This window comes from Streptomyces sp. NPDC002130, assembly GCF_040296465.1.
GTDB lineage: Bacteria > Actinomycetota > Actinomycetes > Streptomycetales > Streptomycetaceae > Streptomyces.
Genome location: NZ_JBEOXI010000960.1, coordinates 1 through 1,275, shown reverse-complemented (window position 1 = coordinate 1,275; position 1,275 = coordinate 1). Strand labels below are relative to the sequence as shown.

The window sequence follows — 1,275 nt, the reverse complement described above, 5'->3', positions numbered from 1 at the left end:
TCTACACCCTGGACCTCGGCGCCCTGGTCGCAGGCTCCCGCTACCGCGGTGACTTCGAGGAGCGCCTGAAGAAGGTGCTCAAGGAGATCCGCACCGCCCACCGCTGGCGACCGGCCGAAGAATGCAGCGCCGAAGCCGATTTGGGAGGCCTACGCGCTCAAGCGCGGAATTACGAATGCGGCCGAACTCAACAAGGACGAACTCGTCGCGGCGGTCAACGCACTCGACGCGAAGTGAGATGAGGGGGCGTCATGCAGCAAGCGTTCGCGACCTACACGGACATTGAGAATGCGTGGCGCCCCCTGTCGGCGACCGAGAAGGATTGGGCGGGACAACTGCTCGATGCCGCGGCGAGATGGATCTACCGGAACACCACGATCACAGACCCGCAAGACGACGACGGCAAGCTCGTCTCGATCGCCGTCGTCAAGGGCGCGCTCATTGCCGGTGAACACGCGGGGCACTTGTCGTATTCGAAGACACTCGGACCTCGCACACGTTCAGGAACCCTCACAAACCCTGATGCGGCGCTGGTCTGGGCCGACTGGATGAAGGAGCAACTCGGCATCCCGATCCACCCCGAGCCGAGCTACTACTTCGGGGACGGTGATTTCCGTGAGCGATGGTGAAACCGTCGTCGTTCGCCCCGGCACGCGCCGCGATGGAAACAACGATCCAGTTCTCGCCACCGGCGCGGTGTTGACCATCGAGGATTGCGTCATCGAGCCACTCGGCAGTGAAGAATCTGCCGATTACGGGCGAGATGGAACGATCACCCGGGTCAGGGTCTACACGCCCGGCCCGGTCGCTCGGCCAATTCTGGAAACGGACATCGTCGAATTGCGCGGCAAGCGTTGGGAGATCGAAGGGTTTCCCGACGACTGGTATGACGAGGACCCCGAGCTTTCGGGGCCAGTCTTCACGGCATCGAGGAGGCTCGGATGAGTGACCCTCAACTGAAATGGGACTACAAGGGCGCCGGTGAGGTGCTGAAGAGCCCTGCCCTTGCTGTCGAGATCAACAAGATCGCGCAGCAGGTCGCAAGCAAATATGGGGACGGTGCAACGGTCAAGCCGTACACCATCGACCGCGCTGCGGCGCACGTGATCGTTCCGATCCAGGACCAAGCACTCAAGGGTGCGCTGCTCGCCGCGGCATCATCGGTCGGCCTCGAAGTGAGGCCGCGATGACCGGGCCTGTGCGTGTACCGCAAGACTCGGGGCCGGGGCGTACCTCGACCGGCTCGGCTGTCTTGCCCCGGAACCCCGCGTGGAT

Annotated in this window: 4 protein-coding genes; all 4 read left to right on the top strand. The window is 63.5% G+C overall.

Annotated elements, in window-relative coordinates:
• Positions 1–242: hypothetical protein (locus tag ABT116_RS47415; RefSeq protein ID WP_351647604.1), on the top strand; the 242-nt coding region annotated here is incomplete at its 5' end.
• A gap of 9 nt (positions 243–251) precedes the next feature.
• On the top strand, positions 252–629 hold the full coding sequence (locus ABT116_RS47410; protein ID WP_351647602.1) for a hypothetical protein: 378 nt from the start codon (positions 252–254) through the stop codon (positions 627–629).
• Positions 616–945, top strand: coding sequence for a hypothetical protein (locus ABT116_RS47405; protein WP_228232216.1), 330 nt, complete (start codon positions 616–618; stop codon positions 943–945). Before ABT116_RS47410 ends, ABT116_RS47405 begins: the two co-directional genes overlap by 14 nt.
• Positions 942–1,190 carry a hypothetical protein gene (locus tag ABT116_RS47400; RefSeq protein ID WP_351647598.1) on the top strand — a complete coding sequence of 83 codons (249 nt, stop codon included), beginning with the start codon at positions 942–944 and terminating at the stop codon, positions 1,188–1,190. Before ABT116_RS47405 ends, ABT116_RS47400 begins: the two co-directional genes overlap by 4 nt.
• Positions 1,191–1,275 lie beyond the last annotated feature (85 nt).

Bases quoted from the DNA above. Each gene is read 5' to 3' on its own strand.
- ABT116_RS47410 (WP_351647602.1), top strand. From the start codon at position 252: ATGCAGCAAGCGTTCGCGACCTACACGGACATTGAGAATGCGTGGCGC.
- ABT116_RS47400 (WP_351647598.1), top strand. From the start codon at position 942: ATGAGTGACCCTCAACTGAAATGGGACTACAAGGGCGCCGGTGAGGTG.